At 61.3% G+C, this 20300-nt stretch carries 8 protein-coding genes; 5 read left to right on the top strand and 3 right to left on the bottom strand.

What is annotated here, in order from left to right; all coding sequences use genetic code 11:
- The first annotated feature begins 42 nt into the window (after nt 1-42).
- The 3 genes from FP026_RS28280 to FP026_RS28270 all read left to right on the top strand — a co-directional run bounded on the left by FP026_RS28280 (nt 43) and on the right by FP026_RS28270 (nt 11297).
- Entirely contained in the window at nt 43-8553 is an 8511-nt protein-coding gene (locus tag FP026_RS28280; protein WP_149637883.1) for a GH36-type glycosyl hydrolase domain-containing protein, read from the top strand.
- A 93-nt stretch (nt 8554-8646) separates the two neighbouring features.
- On the top strand, nt 8647-9861 hold the full coding sequence (locus FP026_RS28275; RefSeq protein ID WP_149637882.1) for an OpgC family protein: 1215 nt from the start codon (nt 8647-8649) through the stop codon (nt 9859-9861).
- A 344-nt stretch (nt 9862-10205) separates the two neighbouring features.
- The gene (locus FP026_RS28270; protein ID WP_149637881.1) at nt 10206-11297 is read left to right on the top strand and encodes a porin; all 1092 of its coding nucleotides are present in this window, start codon (nt 10206-10208) and stop codon (nt 11295-11297) included.
- Nucleotides 11298-11637: 340 nt separating this feature from the next.
- Here FP026_RS28270 and FP026_RS28265 read toward each other — a convergent pair whose 3' ends face one another.
- The gene (locus FP026_RS28265; RefSeq protein WP_149637880.1) at nt 11638-13407 is read right to left on the bottom strand and encodes a glucan ABC transporter ATP-binding protein/ permease; all 1770 of its coding nucleotides are present in this window, start codon (nt 13405-13407) and stop codon (nt 11638-11640) included.
- 379 nt (nt 13408-13786) lie between these two features.
- On the opposite strand from FP026_RS28265, the gene FP026_RS28260 reads away from it, so the two are divergent.
- Together FP026_RS28260 and pyc are read left to right on the top strand one after the other, a co-directional pair.
- Entirely contained in the window at nt 13787-14527 is a 741-nt protein-coding gene (locus FP026_RS28260) for a helix-turn-helix transcriptional regulator (protein WP_149637879.1), read from the top strand.
- A 116-nt stretch (nt 14528-14643) separates the two neighbouring features.
- Nucleotides 14644-18105: a pyruvate carboxylase gene (gene pyc / locus FP026_RS28255; protein ID WP_149637878.1), complete on the top strand. Its 3462-nt coding sequence runs from the start codon at nt 14644-14646 to the stop codon at nt 18103-18105.
- Nucleotides 18106-18204: 99 nt separating this feature from the next.
- On the opposite strand, the gene FP026_RS28250 is transcribed toward pyc, so the two are convergent.
- On the bottom strand, nt 18205-19461 hold the full coding sequence (locus FP026_RS28250; protein WP_149637877.1) for a multidrug effflux MFS transporter: 1257 nt from the start codon (nt 19459-19461) through the stop codon (nt 18205-18207).
- Nucleotides 19462-19876: 415 nt separating this feature from the next.
- Nucleotides 19877-20300 (bottom strand): TetR family transcriptional regulator (locus tag FP026_RS28240; protein WP_149637875.1); only part of this gene is annotated, 424 nt, incomplete at its 5' end.

Genomic DNA, 20300 nt, shown 5'->3' with positions numbered 1-20300 from the left:
CGACAATGCCACTCACTCTGTTTGGACCCAGAACCCGAATCCATGACATCTCAAAATCTCTCCACCGTTACGCCGCGCGATTCTGAAGCCAAGCAGATCGATCACAACGATGCGATCCGCGCCACCTATTTCTCCAACGAGCAGATAAAGGAATGCGGCGCGACCTTTGCCCGCAACGGCGCGAAAACCAAGCTGCCGGGCTTTGCAGCCTTTGACTTTTTCGCCCGGCACAAGGAAAACGAGAAAGAGATACTGCGCGTCTATCGCTCGGCCAATGCCGATGTCGATGCCGGGGAATCGATCACGCCGGCGGCCGAATGGCTGCTCGACAACCACTACATCATCGAAGAGGCTATTCAGGAAGTCCGCCGCGATTTTCCGAAGAAGTTCTACGATCAGCTGCAGACGATTACCATCGACGGCATGGTGATGCCGCGCACCATGGCGCTCGCCTGGCTCTATGTCGCCCACACCCACAGCACGGTTTCCAATCAGGGCCTGCTGGCACTGGTGGAAGGCTTCCAGTCGGTGGAGATGTTGAAGATCGGCGAGCTCTGGGCTGTTCCCTCGCTGGTGCGCTATATCCTGGTCGAAAACCTGCGCCGCATTTCGAGCCGCGTCGAGCAGAGCCGCATGACGCGCAAGAAGGCCAATGCCGCCGTCGACGAACTGATCCGCCTCAATGACGACGCCAAGGTCGCCGAATTCCTGAAGACGCTCGAGCCGTTCACTTCGGACAATACCTTCGCCACGCAGTTCCTTTATCGCCTGCGCGACGGCTCGCACACGTCGGGCCTCGCCGTCACCTGGCTTGAGAAGCGGCTGACTGATGCCGGCACCGACGCGGAAAGCGTCATGATGGCCGAGCACAATCGCCTGTCGTCCGGCAATGTGACGATGGGCAACATCATCAAGAGCCTGCGCCTGATCGACGACACCGACTGGTCCGTCTGGGTCGAAGAGGTCAGCGCCGTCGACAAGCTGCTCTGGGACGAGACGGATTATGCCAAGCTCGATCCGGGCTCGCGCAACAGCTATCGCCGCCGTATCGAAAAACTTGCCCGCCGCTCCGAAAAGACCGAAATGGAGATCGCCCAGGTTGCCATGGCGATGACCGAGGCGGCCAAGGTATCGGGTGAAGTCCAGCCGCATGAGCCGAATATCGGCGACTTCATCATGGGCCAGCAGACGCAAAAGCTAGAGAAGGCGATCGGCTATCGTGTGCCGCTGTCGGTGAGCTTCGTGCGCCAGTGGCGCAAGCTCAACTGGCTATCGATCGCGGCGCCGGTGCTGTTCCTGACCGTCGTGGCGCTCGGCATCGTCGGCTACTTCATGCTGCATGCCGGCATGGGCTGGGTCGAGACCATCCTGCTGCTCCTGATGTTCTCGTTGCCGGCGTCGGAAGGCGCCACCGGCCTCTTCAATTTCTTCGTCACCATGTATCTGACGCCGGCGCGCCTGGTCGGCTACGAATTCAAGGAAGGCATTCCGGAAGAAGCCCGCACGCTGGTCGTCGTGCCGACCCTGATCGGCAATCGCGACAGCGTCGACGAGCTCGTGCGCAATCTCGAAGTTCATTATCTCGCCAATCCGCGCGGCGAAGTCTATTACGCGCTGCTCAGCGACTGGCCCGACAGCCAGGAGGAAGAGAGCGAGCGCGATCTGGAAATCCTCGATTACGCCCGCCGCGAAGTGGCCAATCTGGCTGCGCGCTATGACGAGGACGGCATTCAGCGCTTCTACCTGCTGCACCGCCGCCGCCTCTACAATCCTTCCGAAGACGCCTGGATGGGCTGGGAGCGCAAGCGCGGCAAGCTGCATGAGCTGAACATGCTGCTGCGCGGCGACCGCGATACCACCTTCCTGCCCGGCGCCAACATCGTGCCGAAGGATGTGCAGTATGTCATGACGCTCGATTCCGATACGCGCCTGGTGCGCGATACGGTCACGAAGCTCGTCGGCAAGCTGCATCACCCGATCAACCGCCCGGTCTTCGACCCCGAGAGCAAGCGCGTCGTGCGCGGCTACGGCGTGCTGCAGCCGCGTGTCACCCCGTCGTTGACGACGGGCAAGGATGCGTCGGTGTTCCAGCGCGTCTTTTCGGTCAATCGCGGTCTCGACCCTTACGTCTTCGCCGTTTCCGACGTCTATCAGGATCTGGTTGAAGAAGGCACGTTCACCGGCAAGGGCCTCTATCACGTCGATGCCTTCGAGGCGTCGCTGAAGGGCAAGATCGAGGAGAATGCGGTTCTCAGCCACGATCTGCTCGAAGGCTCGATGGCGCGCTGCGCCCTCGTCACGGATTGCGAACTCGTCGAGGATTTCCCGATCCGCTACGAAGTGGAAGTCTCGCGCCAGCATCGCTGGGCGCGTGGCGACTGGCAGCTGCTTCCTTATCTCTTCAATCCGAAGCGCGGCGTCACCGGCCTCGGCCGCTGGAAGATGATGGACAATTTGCGCCGTTCGCTGACGCCGATCGCCTGGTTCTTCGCTTCCGTTCTCGGATGGTACTTCATGGAGCCGCTGGCGGCGCTCATCTGGCAGATCCTGTTGATCTTCTGCCTGTTCGTGGCGCCGACGCTGTCGCTCATCAACGGCATCATTCCGCGCACCAGCGATATCGTCGCCCGCGCTCATCTCTATACGGTCTGGTCGGATATCCGCGCCGCCAATGCCCAGGTCGCGCTGCGTATCGTCTTCATTGCCGACGGCGCCTGCATCATGGCCGATGCTATCGGCCGTTCGCTCTACCGCGCCTTCGTCAGCCGCAAGCTGATGCTGCAATGGCGAACCGCGGCAAGCGCCCAGGCCGCGGCGCAGACGACGATCCTCGGCCACTATCGCGTCATGTGGCATGCGCCTGTGCTGGCACTGCTGGCACTCGCCTTTGCGTCGCTTTCCGGCGACAACGCCTTCTTCGTCGGCATTCCCTTTGCGCTGCTCTGGGTCCTGTCGCCGGCGATCGCCTGGTATGTCAGCCAGTCGGCCGAAACCGAAGACAGGCTCGAAGTGCCGGAAAGCGTTTCCTTCGAGCTGCGCAAGATCGCGCGGCGCACCTGGCGTTATTTCGAAACCTTCGTCGTCGAGCAGCAGAACCATCTGCCGCCCGACAACGTGCAGCAGACCCCGAACGCCGTCGTGGCATCACGGACGTCGCCGACCAATATCGGCGTCTACCTGCTGTCGGTCATTTCCGCGCGTCACTTCGGCTGGACCTCTTTCGAGGAAACCATCGATCGCATGGAAAAGACCATGGCGACCGTGGCGAAGCTCGAAAAGTTCCGCGGACACCTGTGCAACTGGTATCACACCGACACGTTGAAGCCGATGGGCGCTCGCTACATCTCGGCTGTCGACAGCGGCAATTTCGCCGGCCACCTGATTGCGGTTTCGTCTGCCTGCCGCATCTGGGCGGAAGCACCGTCCGCGCATATGCAGGGCAATCTCGACGGTATCGGCGACGTCGCCGGCATTCTCGCCGAAACCCTTGCCGAGCTCCCGGACGACCGCAAGACGGTGCGGCCGCTGCGTCGCCGTCTGGAAGAGCGTATCGTCGGCTTCCAGAATGCGCTTGCCGCCGTCAAGCGCGAACATGAGTTCGCCTCCATCCGCGTCATCAACCTTTCGGTTCTGGCGCAGGACATCCAGAAACTTGCGGCAAACCTCGACCATGAGGTGAAGTCCACGCAGAGCGGCGAGGTGCTCACCTGGTCGCAATCGCTGGTCAAGGTTTGCGAAGGCCACATCGCCGATAGCATCTTCGATCTCGCCAATGTGGATTCGCTGCGTCAGCGTCTGGCGAAGTTGCGCGACCAGATGCGTGAACTCGCCTTCGGCATGGAATACGCGTTCCTCTATCGTCCGGAGCGGCGCCTGCTTTCCATCGGTTTCCGCGTCGAAACCAACGAGCTCGATGCCGCCTGCTACGACCTCCTGGCTTCCGAAGCCCGCCTCACCAGCCTTTTCGCCATCGCCAAGGGCGATCTGCCGACCGAGCATTGGTATCGTCTCGGCCGCCAGGTCGTGCCTGTCGGCTCGCGCGGTGCGCTGGTCTCCTGGTCCGGCTCGATGTTCGAATATCTGATGCCGCCGCTCGTCATGCAGGAGCGCCAGGGCGGTATCCTCAACCAGACGAACAATCTGGTCGTCCAGGAGCAGATGAACTACGCCAAGCGCCTGGGTTCCGATATTCCCTGGGGCATTTCGGAAGCGGCCTTCAATGCCCGCGACCACTACATGCACTACCAGTACACCAATTTCGGCGTGCCTTCCCTCGGCCTGAAGCGCGGTCTCGGCCAGAATGCCGTCATCGCGCCATACGCCTCGATCCTCGCCAGCCAGTATCGTCCGGCCGCGGCGCTGGAAAACCTTCAGAAGCTGCGCAAGGTCGGCGCGCTCGGCATCTATGGCTTCCACGATGCCGTCGATTTCACGCCGACCCGCGTTCCCGAAGGCAAGAAGTGCGCGGTGGTCTACAACTACTATGCCCACCACCACGGCATGTCGATCGCCGCGATCGCCAACGTCGCCTTCAACGGTCGCCTGCGCGAACTCTTCCACGCCGATCCGGTGATCGAAGCCGCCGAACTGCTGCTGCAGGAAAAGGCGCCGCGCGATATTCCGGTCATGGCCGCCAAGCACGAGAGCGACCAGCCGGCGAATATCCAGGAAGACATGCTGCGTCCGGAAATCCGCAAGATCGCCGATCCAGCCACGCAGGATCGCGAACTCGCCTTCCTCTCCAACGGCCATTATTCGGTCATGCTGACGGCGACCGGCGCCGGCTATTCGCGCTGGAACGGCCTGACGGTTTCGCGCTGGCGCGCCGACCCGACGGAAGACCGTTGGGGCACGTTCATCTTCCTGCGCGATACCGCCTCCGGCCAGTGGTGGTCGGCGACCGCGGAGCCGCGCAGCATCGAGGGTGAGAAGACCAAGGTCTCGTTCAGCGATGAGAAGGCCGAGTACAGCAAGACGGTCGGCGATCTCACCAGCGATGTCGAATGCATCGTCGCGACCGAGCACGATGCCGAAGGCCGCCGCGTGACGCTGCTCAATATGGGCACGGAAGATCGCTTCATCGAAGTGACCTCCTATCTCGAGCCCGCGCTTGCCAGCGACGACGTCGATTCCGGTCACCCGGTCTTCGCGCGCATGTTCGTGCGCACCGAGATCGGCAATGGCGGCGACGTGATCCGCGCCGAGCGCAACAAGCGCGACTATAATGAACCGGACATGTCGATCGCCCATCTGGTCGTCGACAATGCCGGATCGGAACGCCCGACCGAATTCGAAACGGATCGTCGCAAGTTCCTCGGCCGTGGCCGCACGCTTGCGGAAGCCGCCGCTTTCGATCCGGGCACGACCCTTTCCGGCACCGACGGCTTCACCATGGATGCCTGCCTGTCGCTGCGTCGCGTCGTGCGCGTGCCCGCGGGCAAGAAGGTCAGCGTGATTTTCTGGACCATCGCCGCGCCGAACCGCGAGGAGGTCGACAAGGCCGTCGAGCGCTACCGCAATCCCGACACCTTCGGTATCGAGCTCACGCAGGCCTGGACGCGCACGCAGATGCAGATGCGCCATGTCGGCGTCACCTCGCAGCAGGCGGCCGCTTTCCAGAAGCTCGCCCGCTACCTGGTCTATCCGGATATGCACCTGCGCGCCGATGGCGCCACCGTGCAGGCCGGCCTGCATTCGCAGTCCGCACTCTGGCCGGTGACGATCTCGGGCGATTTCCCGATCTTCACCCTGCGCATCAATGACGATATCGATCTCGAAATCGCCCGGGAAGCGCTGATGGCGGCGGAATATCTGCGTTCACGCGGCATCAGTGCCGATCTGGTGATCGTCAACGAACGCGCTGTCGAGCAGGCCCAGGACATGCAGCGCGAGCTGGACAAGCTCGTCGAGCATGTGCGTCACAACCAGGGCGACGGTCTCAGGCAGAACATCTTCTCGGTTCGCAAGGACCAGATCGAAAACGAGACCTACCAGGAGATCCTTGCCGCATCGCGGGTGATCTTCCATGCCCGCAACGGCAAGCTCGTCGATCAGATCGCCCGTGCAGCGACGCTGTTTGCCTCGGCGCAGTCCGATGCGCCGGCGCCGCTCAACCGCCTTACAGTGCCGGTGGCGCTGCAGGAGTCGGTCTTTGCGGCCGACGCTCTGGAGGCGCAGGACGATCTCGATTTCTGGAACGGCTATGGCGGCTTCTCCAAGGACGGCCGCGAATATGTCGTCCGCCTGCCCGGAGGGCAGTCGACGCCGCATCCGTGGATCAACGTCATTGCGAACGAGCGCTTCGGCTTCCATGTGCCCGCCGAAGGCGGCGGCTTCACCTGGAGCCACAATTCGCGCGACTACCAGCTGACGCCGTGGACCAATGACATGGTCGTCAACCGTCCGGGCGAGGCGCTCTACGTGGCCGATCTCGACAGCAACAAGGTCATGACGCCCTATGCCGGCCTGTCGCGCAATGCGAAAGTCCGTTTCGAGGCTCGTCACGGTCTCGGCTACTCTGTCTTCTCGAGCGAAGAGAACGGCGTAGCGCTGGAACTGACGCAGACGGTCGATCGCGAGCGCCCGGTCAAGCTCTTCCGCCTGCGGCTCAGCAACAACGGTGCCGGCAGCCGGCGGCTGCGGATCTACAACTACGCCGAATGGGTGCTCGGCACCAATCAGAACAAGACCAGGCCCTTCATCCTGTCGACGCTGGATGAGGAGACGGGTGCGCTGTTTGCCAACAACCCCTACAGCATCGATTACTTCAAGCGGACCGCCTTCATGGCGGCGAGCGAGACGCATTCGAGTTTCTCGGCAAGCCGCCGCGAGTTCATCGGCCGCCATGGCACGATCCAGATGCCGGAAGCCGTCGTTACGGCTGCCGCGCTCTCGAATTCAGCGGATCTCGATGGCGATCCCTGCGGCGCTCTGGCCTTCGATGTGACCATCGCGGCCGGAGAGCAGAAGGAAATCTGCTTCTATATGGGCGATACGGCCACCGTCGAAGAGGCCCGAGCATTGGTGTCGGAAATCCGCAAGGCCGATTTCGAGGCCGTGCTTTCGGCAGGCCGGGAGTTCTGGGACGGCTTCACCGGTCATGTGAAGATCTCGACGCCGGACAAGGCGATGAACAACATGATCAACGCCTGGCTGCCTTATCAGAGCCTCGGCTGCCGCATCATGTCGCGTACCGCCTTCTACCAGTCGTCGGGCGCCTTCGGCTTCCGCGACCAGCTGCAGGATACGCTGGCATTCCTGGTGCATAGACCGGAGCTTGCCCGCAACCAGATCCTCAATGCGGCGCAGCGTCAGTTCCGCGAAGGCGACGTGCAGCATTGGTGGCTGCCGGGCAGCGGCGCCGGCGTACGCACGCACATCTCGGACGATGTCGTTTGGCTCGCCTATGCCATCGACCAGTACTGCACCGTGACGGGCGACAAGTCGATCCTCGACGAGGAGCTTGCCTTCGTCGAGGGTGCGGCCCTGATGCCCGGAACGCATGACGTCTTCTATCAGCCGACCGTGTCGCAGGACAAAGTCAGCGTCTACGAACATGCGGCTCTGGCTCTCGACCTCGCGATCAAGCGCAAGGGCGGCAATGGCCTGCCGCTGATCCTCGGCGGCGATTGGAACGACGGCATGAACCGCGTCGGCATCCAGGGTCGCGGCGAAAGCGTGTGGCTCGGCTGGTTCCTGGCCGGCATGCTCACCGCCTTCCTGCCTTATGCCGAGGCACGCGGCGACAAGGAGCGCGTCAAGCGTTGGTCCGATCACCTGCCGGACCTGCGCAAGGCGCTGGAGACGGCCGGTTGGGACGGCGGTCATTATCGCCGTGGCTATTTCGACGACGGTAGCCCGCTCGGCTCCAGCGAGAATTTCGAGTGCCAGATCGATTCGATCGCGCAGTCGTGGAATATTCTCTCCGGCGAAGGCGACAGGGCGCGGGGCGAGAAGGCGATGAATGCCGTTCTCGACAAGTTGGTGGACGATGAAAACCGTATCATCCGGCTGTTCACGCCGCCCTTTGCCAAGTCGGCGCGCGATCCGGGCTACATCAAGTCTTACCCGCCGGGCGTGCGCGAGAACGGCGGCCAGTATACCCATGCCGCGACCTGGGTCGTCATGGCGCTGGCGGAGATGAATCGCGGCGACGATGCCTGGCATTGCTTCGACATGCTGAACCCCGTCAACCACGCACGCGATCGTGATCAGGCCGATACCTATCGTGTAGAGCCCTATGTGGTCGCGGCTGATATTTATGGCGAAGGACAATTGACCGGCCGCGGCGGCTGGACCTGGTACACAGGATCTGCCGGCTGGCTGTATCGTGTCGCCGTCGAAGGCATTCTCGGTATCCGCGTGAAAAACGGCCGACTTTTCGTCAAGCCGGCGCTGCCTTTGAACTGGGACGGCTTTGCGGCGGAACTCGAGCTGCCGGGCGGAAATTATCGCATTTCCGTCTCAAAAGCGCCCGATGCGACCGGATACTCGGTCACCATCAATGATAGGGCGATCGCCCATCCCGAAGAGGGTCATCCGATCGGACAGTAGCGTCTCCTGCACTGTTTTGCGTCGACGATCGGGGCCAAAAAGAGGGAACTCTTTGGCCCCGATCGCATTTGATTGTCGGAACAGGAGAGTTTTATGAATTCAAGGGCGAATATCGGCTCGGCCGCGGTTCAACGCATAAGCTTGCCGAAGCCGGTCTCTCAGAGGGATACCCGGCTGGATGTTCTCAGGGCCTTGGCCCTGATCATGATTTTCATCAACCATGTACCAGGGCAGTTTTTCGAGGATTTGACCTCGAAGAATTTTGGCTTCTCAGACGGGGCGGAAGCTTTCGTGCTGATCTCCGGCATCTCGGTCGGCCTTGCCTATGGAACGAAGTTCTCATCCGGCAATCGGCTGAAAATGGCGTGGAAGGCGATCAAGCGGGCATTCACGCTCTATACCGCCCATATGATCACGACCTTCGTGACACTGGTGCTGTTCATCTCGGGGGCATGGATTTTTCACCAGAAGGGCCTGCTCTGCGAAGTGAATATTCTGGCGTTGCTGATGGATCCGGCGCGGGGCATTCCCGCGCTGCTGACGCTCGGGCACCAGATCGGCTACAACAATATCCTGCCGATGTATGGCGCCCTGTTCCTGATGCTGCCGCTGATCATGCTGCTGGAGGCGAAAAACCCGCTGCTCCTGCTGCTGATTTCCGTCGGCGTCTGGCTGGTGTCGGGCATCTATTATATCGCGCCGCATACGACGCTGCTCGATGGGTTCTGGTTCCTCAATCCACTGTCCTGGCAGCTCCTGTTCGTCATCGGCTTTATAGCCACCATGCATGTCAAGCGCGGCGGGCGTATCCCCGTGCATCCGGTGTTGATCGCGCTTGCGTCTGCCTATGTGCTCCTGTCCTTCATCTGGGTGACCGACAAGCTCTGGATCCTCGGCGACTATCTCGCCACGTTCGGCCTGCCCACCGTCGTCACCGGCTTCGACAAGACGTTCCTGTCGCTGCCACGCCTGCTGCACGTGCTGGCACTCGCCTATCTGATCGTCAGCATACCCTCCATCTCGCAGCTGTTGCGCCGTTCCGCCAATCATCCGCTGACGATCCTCGGCCGGCATTCGCTCAGCATCTTCGTGGCGGGCACGATCCTGGCCATGGCCGGTCAGGTCATCCTCTATGTGACCAACAAGAGCCCGACCGTCGGCGCGATCTATGTCGTCATCGGCATCGCCGCGCAGTTCCTCTATGCCTATCATCTGGAACACAAGCGGCTGCAGCTCGCCGGCCCGCGTGCGGCGAAGGTGCCTGCAAGGGCGATCACGGTGCCCGCACATATCGCGAAACGCCGGTGACTTTCCTTGAGCTGCGCGTCAACGCGCGGCTCAATCTCATGATTTTCTTCGATATTTCTGTTTATGACACTTTCACGAAGGAAGTGTGACGTGATTTTTCTGCAACGCGGCATGATTGCACTGCGCTGCAGCAGAATTTCGAGTGCCCAAAATCTTGTTGTGCAAAATTTAATTGTTATATGGTCGATGTGACGGCGCTCGGGAGCGCCGCCATCGCGTCGCCGGCATTGTCCAAGGGGATGGCCGCGCTTTCGTGGGGATTGTCAAAAATCGGGAATGAGTAGGGACGTCGAATTCTCGGCGCGGCAGCTCATGTCCAATCGATACTGAATTGGAGTAATCTAATGAATATCAGAGGTCTTCTTCTCGGCTCGGCCGCCGCCCTGGCAGCTGCATCGGGGGTGCAGGCGGCTGACGCCATCGTGGCCACCGAGCCGGAACCGCTTCAGTACGTTCGCATTTGTGATGCTTACGGCCCCGGCTACTTTTTCATTCCAGGCACTGAAACCTGCCTGAAGGTCGGCGGCAAGGTTCGTACCGAAGGTGAATGGTACGATGCCTACAACGCCCGCAGCAAGAACGGTACGCTCTGGCACACCCGTGCGGAACTGAGCGTCGATACCGCGACCGACACCGAATATGGCCCGCTGAAGACCAACACGGTCGTCCGTTGGGACTGGAACGACGGCAACTCCACTTCCACCAAGCTGCTGTTCGCCAATATCAGCCTCGGCGGCTTCCTGGTCGGTAAGGCCGACTCGCAATACAACAACTACATGGGTTATGCCGGCAACGTCATCAACGACGACGTCATCTATGACGGCCCGAAGGAACTCAACCAGCTCACCTACAAGTACGATGCCGGCAACGGCTTCACGGCTGTGATCTCGCTCGAAGATTCCAATTCTTCCAGCGATACCTCGTCCTACGGCGGCGCATGGCAGACCGGCAAGGGCAACCATTATGCTCCGGACGTCGTTCTCGGCGCCGGCTACAAGACGGGTGCATGGACCCTTCGCGTGATCGGGGGCTATGACAGCGTCGTCGAGGAGGGCGCGATCAAGGCTCGTATCGATGCCGATTTCGGTGACTTCAAGGCCTTCCTGATGGGCGGTTACAACACGGACGGCGACAAGCTGAACAAGTATGCCGGCTCCTACCTCAACAGCAATCGCTCCGCCTGCCCGACCAACGGCGCAGATTGCGGCTGGGGCGACTGGGCCTTCTGGACGGGCGCGAGCTATCAGCTGAACTCGAAGCTGCAGGCCAATGCTCAGGTTGCCTACACCGACTCGAAGATCTTCGCCGCTACCGCCAACGTTGCCTGGCGTCCGGTCAAGGATCTGCTTGTCGAGCCGGAAGTCTCCTACACGAACTGGGATGCTGCCGACCGCGACCAGTGGGCCGGCGTGCTCCGCTTCGAGCGCAAGTTCTGATCTGATCCCGGTCGGGCGCCGATCTTAACTCCTGGTGCGCTCGCCCAAATTGACCTCCGATCAGAAAACGGAAAGGCCCGGTTTTCCCGCCGGGCCTTTCTTCGTGTTTGGTTGGCCGTGTCTTTGATCGAGGCGGCGGATCTTGCGGATTTGTTCGGTATAGCCCCTCACCCCAGCCCTCTCCCCGTTGAAACGGGGAGAGGGCTGGGGTGAGGGGCCAGGCAGGAGGTTGCCGATCGCGCTGTGCTTGCCTGACAATCGTCGCCTGTCCAAAGCCTCGACAGCAAAAAGCCGGGAGAGCGGTGCTCTCCCGGCTTCGATCTTGGGCCCCTTGCGAAGATCAGGCGGCTTCGGTTTCCGTTGCGTGTGCCTTGCGGACTTCCTCGTCCGTCAGGATGCCGCTGGCGCGCAGCAGGGCGGCGAAGCGGCCGTTGCTCTGGCTGAGCTCGTTGAAGCTGCCGTTCTCGATGATGCGTCCGTTGTCGAGGAAGAGGACCATATCGGCCTCGCGGACCGTCGACAGGCGGTGAGCAATGATGAAGGTCGTGCGGTTCTGGCGCAGGTTGTCGATCGCCGTCTTGACCCGGTTTTCGGTTTCGACGTCGAGCGCGCTTGTCGCTTCATCGAGCACGAGGATCGGAGCGTCCTTGAGGATGGCGCGGGCAATCGCGATACGCTGGCGTTCGCCACCGGAAAGTTTGTTGCCACGTTCGCCGACGCGGGTCTCGTAACCGCTTTCGCGGGTTTCGATGAAGTCGTTGGCGGCGGCGGCCTGTGCTGCGCGGACCATTTCTTCCTCCGTCGCACCTTCGCGGCCGAGGCGGATATTGTCGCTGATCGAACGGTTCAGCAGGCCCGCATCCTGGAAGACGGTGGCGATGAAGCGGCGCAGCGACCTGCGCGTCACCTTGGTGATGTCGTGACCGTCGACGAGGATCTGGCCCTTCTGCGGATCGAAGACACGCTGCAGCAGGTTGACGAGCGTCGTCTTGCCGGCGCCGGTCGGGCCGACGATGGCGACGGTCTGGCCAGCCTTCACCTTGAAGGAGATGTCGTGCAGACCCTGCGACGAGTTGGCGAAGCCAAAGGAGACGTCGCGGAATTCGACTTCGCCCTTGACGTCCTTGATCTCGGCCAAGCCAGCCGGCTCTTCGCGGTCGCGGACTGAATCTTCCAGCGTGTAGAAGTCTTCGAGCTTGGCGCGGGCCTCGAAAATCTGGTTGGCGAAGTTGCGCAGCTGCTCGAGGCGGCCGATCAGCACGTTCGCAAAGGCGATGAAGGTGATCAGGGCACCGAGGCTCAGGCTGCCACCCTGGACGAGGACGGTGCCGATCATCAGGATCGCCATCATTGCGACGGTCGAGGCCGTGCGGTTCAGGGCGCCCGCAAGGGCCCACCAGTCGAGGACCGGATACTGGGCTGCCAGCAGACGTTCGGTGAACGACTTCAGCGCCTTGGTTTCAGCTTCGATGCGGTTGTAGCTGTGCAGCACCGACACGTTGCTGATCGAGTCGCTCACATGCGAGAAGACCGTATTGTAATGGCTTTCGACCGAGGTCTGGCCATCCTTCGTGCGGTTCATCACCAGGCGGCCGATGATCCAGTAAAAGACGCCGAGCAGGATCAGCACGGCCGAGAGACGTAGGTCCATGGCCATGGCGGTCGGGATCATGACAACGAGCGCGACGGCCGTCGTCAGGTGGTTGCGCATGAATTCGAGCCACAGGCCGAACAGTGCTTCGCAGGCGCGCAGCAAGGTGTTCAGCGCACTCGCCGTGCCGCGCTGGCTATGCCAGGAGAGCGGCATCGAAATGATGCGGCCGAATGCTTCGGTGAGCAGGGAGGCGCGACGGCCATGCGCGAGACGATCCGCCTCGCGGGACACCACGATGAAGGCTACGGCACTGAAGACGGCAAAGCCGGCCCACAACATCATGGTCGGCGTGACGGCTTCTTTCTTGGCAATGGCGTCGAAGATGCGGCCGAACAACACCGGTTCGTAAATGGTGGTCATCGCAAGCGCGATGTTTGCGATCACGACCATCCATACGCGGTATCGATACGCGCCAAGATACTTCAGGGCTCTTGCATAGACTTTGAACAGTGACACGATCCGGCACCCTCTGTGCATCAGCAAAACTCGGAATGGTCGGATGCTACAGATTGCTACCTGAACCGGCGATTAACGGAATCTGCAGCTGTTTTTTCAGGGTATTTTTCGCGCCATGCGGGCGATGGCATGATGATGTCGCTATCGATCGCCGCAGAAATATGACAATTTGAGGAGACTTGAACGTGGTAGTATCTCGTATCTTCAAGCGCCGCATAGATCGCCATTCAGGGTTGAACGGTAAAAAAATCGCTAAGGGCGTTCAATTTTGCGCCGGCATGAGTATGTTGCCGGCGATTGAGCGCGCCGTGGGACCAGACGGGCATAGTGGCAATGCCCCGTCCGCCGGTAATTCAGGCTGCAAAGCCGAGGGGTAGATGTGAATATCCATTCGCTGTTACAATTGCTTGTGGTCATCGAAGAGTGCAAGCTTGCCAACGACGTCGTGACCGAGCTAGAGCGCGTGCTCCGTTCCTACAAGTTCGAATTCTATGGCGTGCTGAAACAGACGCGGCCGAATGTCGATGTCGCGAACTTCATGCTCGCGGGGCGCTGGCCCGATCAGTGGCCGCTGATCTATGTTCGCAAGCGGTACATGCTCGTCGACCCGGTCGGGCGCTATCTTGGCCGGGCACAGCGTCCTTTCCGTTGGCGCGATGCCGTCATTGCCCTGAAGGCGGATCCGCTGCGGCGGCGGATGGAGCAGATGATGGCGGATGCCCGCGCCAACGGGCTTGTCGACGGCTATGTTTTCCCGATCCATGGGCGGAGCGGCTTGCTCGGATGCATGACGATCGGTGGCGAGGCGGTCGATCTTTCTCCGACGGAGCTTTCTCTTTTTGATGCAGTTGCCAAAAAGGCCTTCTGGCGGCTTCTGGAACTAAACGGCGAAGCGCAATCGCTGGAAGATCCAGGAAGGACCGAACTGAAGCTGACCAAGCGCGAGATGGAGGTGCTGAACCACCTGGCCGACGGCATGACGTCGATCGAGATCAGCCGCCTGCTGACGATCTCCAACCACACCGTCGATTGGTACATGAACAGTATCCAGGATAAGCTCGATGCCAAGAACAGGCAGCATATCGTTGCCATCGCTTTCAGAAACGGACTTATTCCATAATAGCAACTATTTTGCTGTCGGATGTCGCAGGAGAAATTGAACTTCCCGCGACAAGAAGTTAAGAATTTTCTTCGCGGGTGCAGCATTGCCCGTTTCGATGCCGTGAGGAGAGCGCATTGCCCATTTCCAAGATCCTGGTCGCCAACCGTTCCGAAATCGCCATCCGCGTCTTCCGCGCTGCTAACGAGCTTGGCATAAAAACGGTCGCCATCTGGGCCGAGGAAGACAAACTCGCGCTGCATCGCTTCAAGGCGGACGAGAGCTATCAGGTCGGCCGTGGCCCGCATCTTGCCCGCGATCTCGGGCCGATCGAGAGCTATCTGTCGATCGACGAAATTATCCGCGTCGCTAAGCTGTCCGGCGCCGATGCCATCCATCCGGGCTACGGCCTGCTGTCGGAAAGCCCTGAATTCGTCGATGCCTGCGATGCCGCCGGCATCATCTTCATCGGCCCGAGGGCCGACACGATGCGCCAGCTCGGCAACAAGGTGGCGGCACGCAACCTGGCGATCTCGGTCGGGGTGCCCGTCGTGCCGGCAACCGAGCCGCTGCCAGATGATATGACTGAGGTCGCCAAGATGGCCGAAGAAATCGGCTATCCGGTCATGCTCAAGGCCTCATGGGGCGGCGGCGGCCGCGGCATGCGCGTCATCCGCTCCAAGGCCGATCTCGCCAAGGAGGTGACGGAAGCCAAGCGCGAGGCGAAAGCCGCCTTCGGCAAGGACGAGGTCTATCTCGAAAAGCTCGTCGAGCGCGCCCGCCATGTCGAAAGCCAGATCCTCGGCGATACGCACGGCAACGTCGTACACCTGTTCGAGCGCGATTGTTCGGTTCAGCGCCGCAACCAGAAGGTCGTCGAGCGCGCGCCGGCGCCTTATCTGACCGACGCGCAGCGCCAGGAACTGGCCGCCTATTCGCTGAAGATCGCCGAAGCCACGAATTATGTCGGTGCCGGCACCGTCGAATATTTGATGGATGCCGATACCGGCAGATTCTACTTCATCGAAGTCAATCCGCGCATCCAGGTCGAGCATACGGTGACCGAGGTCGTCACCGGCATCGATATCGTCAAGGCGCAGATCCACATTCTCGATGGCTTTGCCATCGGCACGCCTGAATCGGGCGTTCCGAAGCAGGAAGACATCCGGCTCAACGGCCATGCGCTGCAGTGCCGCGTGACGACGGAGGATCCGGAGCACAATTTCATCCCGGACTACGGCCGCATCACCGCCTATCGCTCGGCTTCCGGCTTCGGCATCCGTCTCGACGGCGGCACCTCCTATACCGGCGCGATCATCACCCGTTACTACGATCCGCTGCTGGTGAAGGTCACCGCCTGGGCGCCGAACCCGCAGGAGGCGATCGCTCGCATGGACCGCGCGCTGCGCGAATTCCGCATCCGCGGCGTGGCGACGAACCTCACCTTCCTCGAAGCGATCATCACGCACCCGAAATTCCGCGACAACAGCTATACGACGCGCTTCATCGACACGACACCGGAGCTGTTCCAGCAGGTCAAGCGCCAGGATCGCGCCACGAAGCTTTTGACCTATCTCGCTGATGTCACCGTCAACGGCCATCCCGAAACGCGCGGCCGCCCGGCACCTTCGCCGAAGGTCGCCGAGCCGGTATTGCCCTATATTGACGGCAAGGTGCCCGACGGCACCAAGCAGCTGCTGGACAAGCTCGGCCCGCAGAAATTCGCCGAATGGATGCGCGGTGAGAAGCGCGTGCTGATGACCGACACGACGATGCGCGACGGCCATCAATCGCTGCTTGCGACCCGCATGCGCACCTATGATATCGCCAGCGTCGCCGGCACCTATGCGCGCGCCCTGCCGCAGCTTCTATCGCTGGAGTGCTGGGGCGGCGCCACCTTCGACGTTTCCATGCGCTTCCTCACCGAAGATCCGTGGGAACGCCTGTCGCTGATCCGCGAGGCCGCGCCGAACCTGCTCCTGCAGATGCTGTTGCGCGGCGCCAACGGCGTCGGCTACACCAATTATCCCGACAATGTCGTCAAATATTTCGTCCGCCAGGCGGCCAAGGGCGGCATCGATCTCTTCCGCGTCTTCGACTGCCTGAACTGGGTCGAGAACATGCGCGTGTCGATGGATGCCGTTGCCGAGGAGAACAAGCTCTGCGAAGCAGCGATCTGCTATACGGGCGACATTCTCAATTCGGCCCGCCCGAAATACGATCTGAAATATTATACCAATCTCGCCGTCGAGCTGGAAAAGGCGGGCGCCCACATCATCGCGCTGAAGGACATGGCCGGCCTTCTGAAGCCGGCCGCGGCCAAGGTGCTGTTCAAGGCGCTGCGCGAGGCGACCGGTCTGCCGATCCATTTCCACACGCATGATACCTCGGGCATTGCCGCCGCGACGGTGCTCGCCGCAGTCGACGCCGGCGTCGATGCCGTAGACGCGGCGATGGATGCGCTGTCCGGCAATACCTCGCAGCCTTGCCTCGGTTCGATCGTCGAGGCGCTCAAGGGGTCCGAGCGCGATCCGGGCCTCGATCCCGAATGGATCCGCCGCATCTCTTTCTATTGGGAAGCCGTTCGCCACCAGTACGCCGCCTTCGAAAGCGATCTCAAGGGACCGGCTTCGGAAGTCTATCTGCACGAGATGCCGGGTGGACAGTTCACCAACCTCAAGGAGCAGGCGCGTTCGCTTGGACTTGAGACCCGCTGGCACCAGGTGGCGCAGGCCTATGCCGACGCCAACCAGATGTTCGGCGATATCGTCAAGGTGACGCCGTCTTCCAAGGTCGTCGGCGACATGGCGCTGATGATGGTGAGCCAGGACCTGACGGTTGCCGATGTCGAGAACCCGGCCAAGGATATCGCCTTTCCGGATTCGGTCGTCTCCATGCTGAAGGGCGATCTCGGCCAGCCGCCGTCCGGATGGCCGGAAGCCCTGCAGAAGAAGGCGCTGAAGGGCGACAAGCCATACACTGTCCGTCCCGGCTCGCTGCTTGCCGAAGCCGATCTCGATGCCGAGCGCAAGGCGATCGAGACCAAGCTGGAGCGCAAGGTCGACGATTTTGAATTCGCCTCCTACCTGATGTATCCGAAGGTCTTCACCGATTACGCGCTGGCCGCCGACACCTACGGCCCGGTCTCAGTGCTGCCGACGCCGGCCTATTTCTACGGCCTGAAGGAAGGCGACGAGCTGTTTGCCGAAATCGAGAAGGGCAAGACACTCGTCATCGTCAACCAGGCGATGACGGCGACCGACGAGAAGGGCATGGTGACTGTCTTTTTCGAGCTTAACGGCCAGCCGCGCCGCATCAAGGTACCGGATCGTGCCCATGGCGCTTCCGGCAGTGCGGTGCGCCGCAAGGTCGAAACGGGCAACGCCGCCCATGTCGGCGCGCCGATGCCGGGCGTCATCTCCACGGTCTTCGTTTCGCCCGGCCAGGCGATCAAGGCCGGCGACGTGCTGCTGTCCATCGAAGCCATGAAGATGGAGACGGCGCTGCACGCCGAAAAGGACGGCACGGTTTCCGAGGTTCTCGTGCGCGCCGGCGACCAGATCGATGCCAAGGATCTGCTCGTCGTTTATGGCGCGTGATCGGCAAAGGACGGTTTTCGAACCTGGCCGCTAACTAAACGCAGACAAGTCTCTGCCGCAAAGCCTGACTGTTGCAGCCGGCTTTGTGGCAGAGATGCCTTACCCTGGTTTACGGGCATGCCGCTCCACGAACGCGGCCCAAAGTGCCGCGAGCAGCGCGAGCAATGCGGATATCAGCATCAGCGCGAAGAGGGTATGGATCGTTGCCGATTGCGCGACGAACAACCCGCCGATGGAACCGATGAGCGCGCCGCCGGCGATCCGCATGGCGGCGGCCAGTCCCGCGGCCGTCCCGACCATATCCGCCTGTACCGACATCGCGCCACTATTGGCCGCCGGCATGGTGAGGCCGTTGCCGATGCCGATGAATATGCAGGGGCCGAAAAGCGCCAGAGCCTGCGTAGCGCCTGATAGCGACAGGGCGAGGCCGACCGACAGGCCGATACAGGTCAGAAGCCGCGCGATGACAAGGATCGTGCCGAGCGGAATTTTCGCGGCGTAGCGGCCGGCCAGATAGCTGCCGAGAATGAAGCCGGCGGGAACCATGCCCATATAGAAGCCGAGCCTGGCGCTCGATCCGCCGAGTGCATCGCCTATCGTGAGCGGCGCTCCGCCCAGGAAGATATAGAGAACGCCCATCGAGCAGGCCATACAGAGGGTATAGGCCCAGAATCGCGCCGAAGACAAAAGAAGGCCATAGGAGGCAAGGTAGTTCCTCCGCGCAGCCGATAAGGGCGCTCTCGATCCCCTCAATTCGCGTATGGACAGGAGGAAGGCGGCAATGCCGAGGCCCGCCAGAACGACGAAGCTTGCCCGCCAGCCGAAAAACTCGTCCAGCGAACCGCCGAACAGTGGGCCGACCATGGGCGCCAACGCCCATCCCATGGCGAGATAGCCGAATTTGCTGGCGGCTTCACGCTCGTCCGATGTTTCCTTGATGATGACGAGGGCGACGGAATAGCACGGACCGATGCAGGCCTGCATCGAGCGAAAGACGAGAAAAGTGCCGATATCGGGGGCGAGAATGCAGCCGATCGAGGCGATGATGAAGATCGTAAGCGCCGTCAGGACCACCGGCCGGCGGCCGAACCGATCTGATATCGCGCCGCCGATCGCCTCAAGGGTTGCAGTGACGATGGAAAAGCCGGCAACGGAGAGGTTCACGAGAGCGAAATCGGCGTGGAATGCCGCTGCTATCTTCGTCAGCGATGGCAGGATCATATTGACCGGCAGCACCGCAAGGGCGGAGAGTAGGATGAGGGTCGTCAGCCGCGGCGTTACAGCGGCTCTTCCGGTGTTGGTGTCTTCGATCGCTTGCGAGGCTGGATGCTCAATGCGGCTTTCGGTGCGCGTCATGGCCTTGTCCGTCGTGTGAGTGGGAAGTCGAGGGAGATCTGACGAGGCGCCGCCCTGTTTCAGGGCAATAAAAAAGGCCCCGTCAGGAGCCTGCTTACCGCGCATGGGTGCTTTCGCCGGATGGTTACACCATCCTGCCCATGCGCCTTCCTACCACTACGTGAACGAGTGCCGTGTTCATGGCGCTAGAGCTAACCGCAAAGCCCTGCATCGTCAATGCATGGCCTCCCCGTGAAATGGTCGTGCCGTTATGCCGAACTCGGCATAACGGCACTTATCCCGAGCCGGATACTATGCCGGGCCCGTTTCCTAAAGCACGGGATTTCAGGTGAAGCTGCCCGGCAAACTCGGCATATTCTCAAAGCAATCAAACACAGGATCAGGTCTAACGCGACTGACTGCAGCGCGTGTCGCCTCAGCGGATCTCCGAGGCGACGCTACGGAATATGTTCTCAAGAAGTTCGGCCAGCGGCCGCTCGCCATTTTCCTGAGTGAAGATATCTCCGGCAACTCGCATGGCCCCGACTGCGAGCATCGCAACGGCTCGCAACGCCATTGAGCGTTCAGGCTCAGGCCACCGCTCTCTGAGCGCTGCGTAGATTTCGCCCTCTTGCTGCACATAGAATGCCTGCTTGCGAGCTTGAACACTCACACTTGTCCGCATCAATCGATCCAACTCGATCATGTCGGTCGAGGGAATCGCGTTACAGACACCGATAACAGCGTTCCGAACGGCGTCGATCGGAGCCGAGTCTAAGGGAGACTTTCGCACCGCATCTGTAAGCATCTCGCCTATTCCACTTAACATGGACAGCAGAATCTCGTCTTTGGACTCGAAA

The sequence above is a fragment of the Martinezella tropici genome (assembly GCF_008370325.1).
Classification (GTDB): Bacteria; Pseudomonadota; Alphaproteobacteria; order Rhizobiales; family Rhizobiaceae; genus Rhizobium; species Rhizobium tropici_B.
The sequence above is the reverse complement of the archived record's forward strand: the minus strand, read 5'-3'. Positions and strand labels throughout refer to the sequence as shown.